At 68.0% G+C, this 7,976-nt stretch carries 8 protein-coding genes; 6 read left to right on the top strand and 2 right to left on the bottom strand.

All coding sequences use genetic code 11. The features are described from left to right. Positions 1–261: 261 nt before the first annotated feature. Both JW958_12385 and JW958_12390 read right to left on the bottom strand, forming a co-directional pair. Entirely contained in the window at positions 262–1,077 is an 816-nt protein-coding gene (locus JW958_12385) for a WYL domain-containing protein (protein ID MBN1827048.1), read from the bottom strand. A 30-nt stretch (positions 1,078–1,107) separates the two neighbouring features. Further along, entirely contained in the window at positions 1,108–1,896 is a 789-nt protein-coding gene (locus JW958_12390) for an SDR family oxidoreductase (GenBank protein ID MBN1827049.1), read from the bottom strand. Between the two features lie 179 nt (positions 1,897–2,075). Between JW958_12390 and JW958_12395 the strand changes: the two genes are divergently transcribed. The 6 genes from JW958_12395 (at position 2,076) to JW958_12420 (ending at position 7,838) form a co-directional block, all read left to right on the top strand. Then, the gene (locus JW958_12395) at positions 2,076–2,474 is read left to right on the top strand and encodes a response regulator (GenBank protein ID MBN1827050.1); all 399 of its coding nucleotides are present in this window, start codon (positions 2,076–2,078) and stop codon (positions 2,472–2,474) included. A 7-nt stretch (positions 2,475–2,481) separates the two neighbouring features. Further along, positions 2,482–2,946: a hypothetical protein gene (locus JW958_12400; protein ID MBN1827051.1), complete on the top strand. Its 465-nt coding sequence runs from the start codon at positions 2,482–2,484 to the stop codon at positions 2,944–2,946. Positions 2,947–3,054: 108 nt separating this feature from the next. Next, complete coding sequence (locus JW958_12405) at positions 3,055–4,335, top strand: efflux RND transporter periplasmic adaptor subunit (protein ID MBN1827052.1); 1,281 nt, start codon at positions 3,055–3,057, stop codon at positions 4,333–4,335. Continuing rightward, positions 4,332–5,558, top strand: coding sequence for an ABC transporter permease (locus JW958_12410; protein MBN1827053.1), 1,227 nt, complete (start codon positions 4,332–4,334; stop codon positions 5,556–5,558). Before JW958_12405 ends, JW958_12410 begins: the two co-directional genes overlap by 4 nt. Next, positions 5,551–6,819 (top strand): ABC transporter permease, encoded by a 1,269-nt coding sequence (locus JW958_12415; GenBank protein ID MBN1827054.1) that lies wholly within the window; start codon positions 5,551–5,553, stop codon positions 6,817–6,819. The genes JW958_12410 and JW958_12415 overlap by 8 nt, the downstream gene beginning before the upstream one ends. Beyond that, on the top strand, positions 6,816–7,838 hold the full coding sequence (locus JW958_12420; GenBank protein ID MBN1827055.1) for a clan AA aspartic protease: 1,023 nt from the start codon (positions 6,816–6,818) through the stop codon (positions 7,836–7,838). The genes JW958_12415 and JW958_12420 overlap by 4 nt, the downstream gene beginning before the upstream one ends. The last annotated feature ends 138 nt before the right edge of the window (positions 7,839–7,976 follow it).

Consider the following 7,976-nt stretch of genomic DNA (forward strand, 5'->3'; position numbering starts at 1 on the left):
CGCACCCTTGTGGAAACTCCGTGGCGATCACGAACCCACCCAGGGGGCGGCACGCCCCGGACTCCGAGAGGGATTACCCGTCCGTCCGGCTCCCCACACCGTGCCCCGAATGGAGACCGGTGGGGGAAGGAAATAGATATCGATACCGATAGCGATACCGATTAGAGGCGAGGGAAACCAGATTCTCTTTTTGCGACCGGAGGGAGAAAAAAGGTATCCAGTTCCGAATGGGCCGCGTAAGAGTGCGCGAACGCCGAGCCGCTACTCCCTTCCCAACACCTCCCGCACGCGGTCCAGCCGGAAGCAGAGCACCGATCCCCGGAGCGAACACGCCGCGTCCATGAAGAGCGTGCTGCGGACCCGCGCGATCCGCAGAGGCGCGAGCACCCTCTCCGTCCGCCGTCCCGATCCGTCCTCGTAGAGCACGCGCACGTTTCCGCCCTCGCGGAGCGCGTCCCCGATCGCCGCGAGCCCCTCGGGGAGCACGGGATCCGCCTCGTACCCGAACGATCCGATCGGCGCCGGCGGCCCCACCTCCGCGAGAACCCGCTCCACGCCCTCCCCGTCCCGCGCGCCGAGAGCCTCCATCGCCCGAATCGAAAGGCGCGCCGCGGCGAAGGCGTCCGGAAGCGCCCGATGCCCCCTCTCCCTCTCGATGCCGAGCCTCCCCACCAGAAGATCGAGAGAGTATCCGGGCATCTCCGGGAAGGCGGCCCGCGCGAGCCGAATCGAATCGACCGCCTCCGAACGGGGCGGATCGATCCCTCCCCTCTGGCACGAGGCGAGGAGAAAGGAGAGATCGAAGGGGGCGTTGTGCGCCACGATCGTCGCCTCGCCGAAAAAGCGGATCAGCTCCGGCGCCACCTCCTCGAAGGTCGGCGCGCCCGCGACTTTTCGGTCGTCGATCCCGTGCACCACCGTCGTCTCCGGCGGAATCGGCCTCCCCGGATCGACCAGCGACTGGAACGTCTCCCCCGGCCCGCCGAGATCGAATCGGACGGCGCCCACCTCCACCACGCGGTCGAAAAAACCGTGCAGTCCCGTGGTCTCCACATCGAAGGCGACGAAACGCCTCATCCCCACCCCTCCCTTCCATATATTTGGCGTCTAAGGTAAACAGAGACACGCGCCGCCGTCGAAGGGGACGGTGACACCGTTCAGATAAGAGGCGCGCTCGGAGCCGAGAAAGAGGACCAGGTCCGCCAGCTCCTCCGGCCTCCCGACCCGCCCGGCGGGAATCCCCGCCTCCCACCGCCGGAAGACCTCCTCCTCGGCGATTCCCCCCTTCGCGGCGAGCGCCGCGGCGAGCGCGTCCAATCGCGCGGTCCGCGTGTAGCCGGTGGCGACGGCGTTGCAGGTCACGCCGTGCCCCCCCGCCTCCTGGGCGAGGCTCTTCACCAACCCGATCACCGCGGGCCGCACCGCGTTCGACAGAAGCAGGTTCTCGATCGGCCGCCGCACCGAGACAGACGCGAGCGCGACGATCCTCCCCCACCCCGCCCTCTTCATCTCCGGAAGTGTCCCGCGCACCAGACGGACCACCGAGAGCAGCAACCCGTCCACCGCCCGCGCCCACGCCGCGTCGTCCGCCCCGTCGAAGAGCCCGGGCGGCGGCCCGCCGCCGTTGGTGACCAGAATCTCCACCGGGCCGAAGCGCGCCCGGGCGGCGCGGATCAGTCCGTCGATCGAGGCCGCGTCGGTCAGGTCGCACACGACCGCGTGCGCCTCCCCGCCGGAGCGCTCCACCTCGGCGGCCGCCTCGGCGAGCGTCTTCTCCGTCCGCGCGGCGAGCGTCACACGCGCCCCCTCCGCGCCGAAACCGATCGCGACCGCCCGCCCGAGTCCCGTGGAGGCGGCGGCGACCAGGACATGTTTTCCGCGGATTCCCAGTTCCATCGTTTCGTCCCCCCTCTCCCCTCGCGGGGCCGTTCCGCACTCCATTCTAATGGACGGCCGCCACGCGAACCAGCCCCGGAACAGAATGGGAGAAAAGGAGTTCAGGGTTCCCCACCCCCTGCCGATACGTAGGGGGACGGGACGCGCGGCCGAAGCGGCTCCCGGACAAGGAGGGACCGATGAACAAACCGAACATCCTGATCGTCGACGACGAGCAGGCCATCACCGCCTCCCTCTCCTATTGCTTGGAGAAAGAGGGGTTCGATGTGCAGGTCGCCGACAGCGGGGAGCAGGCGGTGCGGACCGTCCTCGACCGGGTGCCCGACCTGATCATCTCCGATGTGATGATGCCCGGCATGGACGGCTACGAGTTCTGCCGGCGGATCCGCGAATACCACAAGACCGAGAACATCCCTTTTCTCTTCCTCACCGCCCGAGACGGGCACGAAAGCCAGGTGAGGGGAAAATCGTTCGGGTGTACGGAGTACATCACCAAACCTTTCGACCTGAACGAGTTGGTCCGCCGGGTGCGGGCGATCCTGGCGAGCAGGACCGCCTCCCCGGAAACGAATCGGTAGATCCGAAGTGGAAGTAGTCATTCTGAGCCGGATCGAGCTGCTGGTCCTCTGGGCGATCGCCCTCGCGGTCCCGGCGGCGGCGCATCTCGGTTCCCATTGGATCGGCAAGCGGCTCGGCGTTCCCCCGGTCCGGCCGCTCCCGCGCATCGCTCTCCTCACCTGCATCTCCGTGGCGACGCTGATCTGGCTCACCGGCTCCCGTTTCGCCGCCGTCGCCGTCGAGGGAAACGAAGCGCGCGTCCGTTACGCCCCGCCCATCGCGCGCACCGTTTCGATCCCCTTGGACGACGTGGAGCGCGTGATACTCCAGGAAAGCGGCTTCCCGCGCACCTCCTTCTCTCTCGCGATCCGGTCCCGCCGAGGGGATACCTTCCGCTCCGTGGCGGTCACCCCTTTCCGCCTCTCGCCGATCTACACCATCTACGAGGCGCTCCGCCCCGGCGAAACCCCCTTCGTCCCTCTCGCCGATTGATCCGACAAACCGCTTGCGTTCCGCTCTCTCCCCGCTAGAATCGGGGAAAACATCCGTGCATCCCTTCACGCGGCGCGGCGCGTCCGCCCGGCGAAGAAAGAGGTCTTCATGCCCGCGAAAAAACGCACCTGGTGGATCCTGGGGGTCGTGATCGCGGCGGTCGCCGCCCTGGTGTTCGTGAATCTCCGGCAGGACCGCGCCAAGCGCGTCGATGTGGAGACCGAAACGGTTCACCGCCGAAACATCAAGTCGGTCGTTTCCGCCTCCGGATCGATCACCCCCAAACGGAAGGTGGAAGTCTCCGCGAGCCAGATGGGGACGGTGACGCGCGTGGCCGTGGAAGAGGGGGACGAGGTCCGCGTGGGGGATTTCCTCCTCGAGATCGACCCGGTCCCCTACAGCCAAGCGGTGGCGCAGCTGAAGGCGTCCGTCGCCTCCTCCCAGGCGGAGCTGGAGCTGGCCGAGGCGGAATTGGACCGGGCGAGGCGGGATCGGGAGAGGACCGCTTTCCTGAGCGAGCAGGACCTGGCGTCGCCGCAAAAACTGCTCGAGGCGGAGACGGGGGAACGCGTGGCGGAGGCGCGCCGGGACGCGGCGCGGGCGGCGCTCCGGCGGCAGGAGGCGGCGCTTCGCAAAGCGGATCACGACCTGGGCCTCACCACGATCCGCGCCCCCATGAGCGGCGTCGTCACGTCGCTGAACGTGGAGGAGGGGGAGACCGCGATCGTCGGCACCATGAACAACCCGGGCACGGTGCTTCTCGTCGTCGCCGATCTTTCGGAGTTGGAGGCGGAAGTGGATGTGGACGAGACGGACGTGGTCGATCTCCGCGTCGGCATGGACGCGTGGATCGCCATCGACTCCTACCCGGACACGGTCTTCGCGGCCACGGTGACGGAGATCGGCAACAGCGCCGTTCGGAGCGCCCAGGCCACCGAGTCCGTCGACTTCCTGGTGAAGGTCACCCTTCGGGATCCTGTGCCGGGGGCGAAGCCGGGCCTCTCGGCGACGGCGGACATCATCGTCGCCGTCCGGGAGAACGTCCTCTCCGTTCCGATCCAGTCGCTCACCATCCGCCGCCCCGACTCCGGGGAAAAGGACGCCGGGGAGAGCGCCGAGAAAGAGGGCGAAAACGAAGAAGACGCGGTCCTCGACGACGACCCGACGATCCGCCGGCGGGGCGACGAGCGGGAAGGGGTCTTCCTCGTCCGTGACGGCCTAGCCCATTTCACGGTCACCGAAACCGGAATCGCCGGCGACCGCTACTTCGAGGTCCTCTCCGGGCCCGAGGAGGGGGACGCGGTCGTCTCCGGCGATTTCCGCGCGATCCGCGACCTCCAGGACGGCGACCCGGTCAAGGTCGTGGAGAAGAAGAGCGACGAGTCGTGACACTCGAGGGAGTCCGCATCGCCCTCACCGCGCTTCGCGAAAACAAGCTCCGCACATTCCTCACCCTTCTCGGGAACATCGTGGGCACCATGTCGGTCATCGCCGTGGTCTCCCTCATCAACGGCGTGGACCGCTACGCCCGCGAGGAGATCGCCGCCGAGGGGTCGAACGTCGTCACGCTGAGCCGCTTCGACATCTTCGAGCTGATCACCGATTTCGACTCCTTCTTGAAGACGATCCGGCGCAACCCGGTGATCGACCTGGAGGATCTGGATTGGCTCGAGGATCGCGTCCCCTCGGCGACGGCCCGGGACGCGACGGTGGGCGCCTATACGTCGGTTCACGCCGCCGACCGCGGCATTCAGAACGTGAGCGTGCAGGGGCGGACCGAATCGTTCCCGCTCATCGAGAAGGTCCCCCTCGCCCTCGGCCGCCCGGTCGCCCCTCTCGAGGTGCGGCGGAGCAAGAACGTGGCGGTGATCGGCAGCGAGATCGCCGAGACGCTCTGGCCGAACCGGGACCCGATCGGGCGCGTCTTCCGGATCGCGGGGCGCCACTTCCGCGTCATCGGCGTCGCCGAACCGCGCGCCTCCCGTCTCGGGCAGAACCGGAACCGCTTCGTGATCCTGCCGATCACCACCTACGGGAAAACCTTCGGCTCCGGCGAATCGATCGAGATCAAGTTCCGCGCGGAGGACCCGGCCGGCGTGGAGCGCGTGGTGGAGGAGGTCCGTTTCGCCATGCGGCTCCGAAACCGGCTGAAGCCGAGCGAGGAGGATGTCTTCTCGGTCACGACCAGCGAGAGAATCCTGAGCCTTTGGGAGAAGATCTCATCGGCGATCTTCCGGGCGCTCATCGGTCTCGTTTCGATCGCGCTGGTGGTGGGGGGCGTGGTGCTGATGAACGTGATGCTCGTGGCGGTGACCGAGAGGACCCGGGAGATCGGCATCCGGAAGGCGCTCGGCGCGACCCGCGCGAACGTGCTCGGCCAGTTCCTCGCCGAGTCGGTCACCCTGTCGGTGATCGGGGGCGCGATCGGCGTGGCGCTCGGTTTCGCCATCGCCGCCGTCATCTCCGCGGCGACGCCGGTGCCGAGCGCGATCCAGCCGTGGGCGATCGCTGCGGGGCTCGCCGTCACCTTCCTCATCGGGATCCTCTTCGGGACCTATCCGGCGAGCCGCGCGTCTCGTCTCGATCCTGTGGAGGCGCTCCGCCATGAGTGAGCCGACCGGCGCCGCCGTCCGCAACCGCGCGCTCTTCCTCGAGAACCTGCGCCAGGCGATCGAGGTGATCCGCACACACCGCCTCCGCTCCAGCCTGCTCATCCTCGGCGTGGGAATCGGCGTGGCGGCGATCCTGGCGGTGGTGACCATTCTCGTCGGGCTGGGCGCGCAGATCGAGCACGACATGACCCTCGCGGACCGCCCCTACATCATGGTGGCCCGCTTCGACATGCTCACCGAGGGGGCGGGCGAGGAGGAACTCCGAAACCGGAAGAGGATCGAGCCGGAGGCGGCGGAGGCGGTGCGGCAATACTGCGACGCCGTCTCGCACATCGATTTCCGTTACGACCCGGACGGCCGGATGCGGGTGATTCAGCGCGGCGGCGAGCACACCCAACCGGTCAAGGTCATCGGCACAAGCGAGGCCTTTCCCCTGATCCACGCCTTCACCGTCGCCGACGGCCGCTTCTTCACGCGGACCGAGCTGGAACACAACCGGTCGGTGATCGTGCTCGCCTGGGGTCCCGCGAAGGACCTCTTCCCCCACTCCGATCCGATCGGCGAGAGGGTGCGAATCGGGACGCACAACTACGAGGTGGTCGGCGTCTTCGAGGAGAGGAAGCACATCATGGGGCAGCTCGGCGAGGGATACGCGGTGGTCCCTTACACGAGCTACGAGCGGGACTTCCACAACCGATACGACGAGTCCTATCTGGTCGTCTCCCCCGCGCCGGGACGGACGCTGGAGGAGACGCGGGAGCAGCTGATCGCGACGCTCCGCGCGGCGCGCAAGGTGCCGCCGGGCCGGGAGAACGATTTCGCGGTGATGACCAGCGAAGCCTTCCGCGAGACCGTCGGCCGGATCACCGGGGCGATCGCCCTCGTGCTGGTCGCCATCTCCTCCATCGGCCTCTTGGTCGGCGGGATCGGCGTGATGAACATCATGCTCATCTCCGTCACCGAGAGGACGCACGAGGTGGGGCTCCGCATGTCCGTCGGCGCGAGGCGGAGCGACGTGCTTTTCCAGTTCCTGATCGAGGCGACCACGCTCACGGGGCTCGGCGGCGCCGTCGGGGTCGGCCTCGGCATACTCGCCGCTCAAGGGATCTCCCGGGCGACCGGATTCCCCCTCGGCGTCTCCCCCTTCTGGATCGCCGTGTCGGTCCTCTTCTCCGCGCTGGTCGGACTCGTCTTCGGCATCTTCCCCGCGAACCGGGCGGCCCGGATGGATCCGATCGACGCGCTCCGGTACGAGAAATGATTTTCTTCACGCGACAAGGATTCGCGGCCGCGGCGCTTCTTCGGGCGGCCGGGGTCGCCGCGATCTCCCTGCTCGCCGCCGGAACGGCCGGAGCGGAGGAGCGCGCCGACGCGCGGGAGGATGGCGATTTTCTCGGCCGGGCGGAGGCCGCCGTCGCTTCATTCGAAAGAGAGTGGTCTTCCCGTTTCGTCGGGGACCCGGGGGGGGCGCCCCTCGATTCTCTGAACCTCTCGATCCGCGAGTACAACGCCTGGAACCTCGCCGAGGGGGATCGTCTGGACGCGGAGAGGAAGGCGCTCGAGGAGGAGCGCATCGCCCTCGCTCTCCCGAATCGGGAAGACGACGAAGCGGCGGCGGCGCACCGTGCGCGGCTCGAGAGATACAACGAGGGGGCGCGCGATTTCTCCGCGCGCTCCGCGGCGCGCCAGGCGGAGCTGGACGCGCGGCGGGCGGCGCTCGAGGCGCGGATCGAGGAGCAGCGCCTCTGGAGGGAAGGCGGGGGCGCCGAGAAGTATTGGGCGGAACTCAACCGTTTCTTCGCGAACCTTCACGAAGAGAGGCGGCGTTCGGGCGACCCGGAGCGCTTCGACGGATGCGTCGAGAGGACGCGGGCGATCCGCGCGGCGCTCGGCGCCCGCGCGGCGCGGATCGAGAGCGCGAAAGAGAACGGCCTCCTCGTCGTGCCGGCCCGCCTCGGCGGCGAGGAGGGGTGGTTCCTCGTCGACACCGGCGCCTCCCTCCTCTCCCTCTCGCCGGAGCTGGTGGACGCCCTCGGATGGACGCACCTTCTGGGCGACACATTGGAGAGCGCCGTGGCGGGCGGATTGATCGCCGTCGGGCGGGAACTGATCGTCCCGCAAATCACCGTTCTAGGAGTTACCGCGAAGAACGTGCGCGCCAAGGCGCTCGTCGAGACCCACCCCGGCGTGGACGGCCTCCTCGGCCGGAGCTTCCTTTCACGGTTCAGACTGATCGTCGACGACCGGGCGGAGCAGAGGGTGCGGTTGGAGAGGCGGTAAACGCTACGAGTACTCCCCTCCTTTCGAAATCCAAATCGAAACCGCCATCGAAATCGATCCCGATATCGATGAGGGCTTCATGTACGTGAACCTGGGGGAATTCCGGAATGAATTCCGGGGACACAATACGGAATACCC

The organism is Candidatus Eisenbacteria bacterium (assembly GCA_016930695.1).
GTDB lineage: Bacteria > Orphanbacterota > Orphanbacteria > Orphanbacterales > Orphanbacteraceae > JAFGGD01.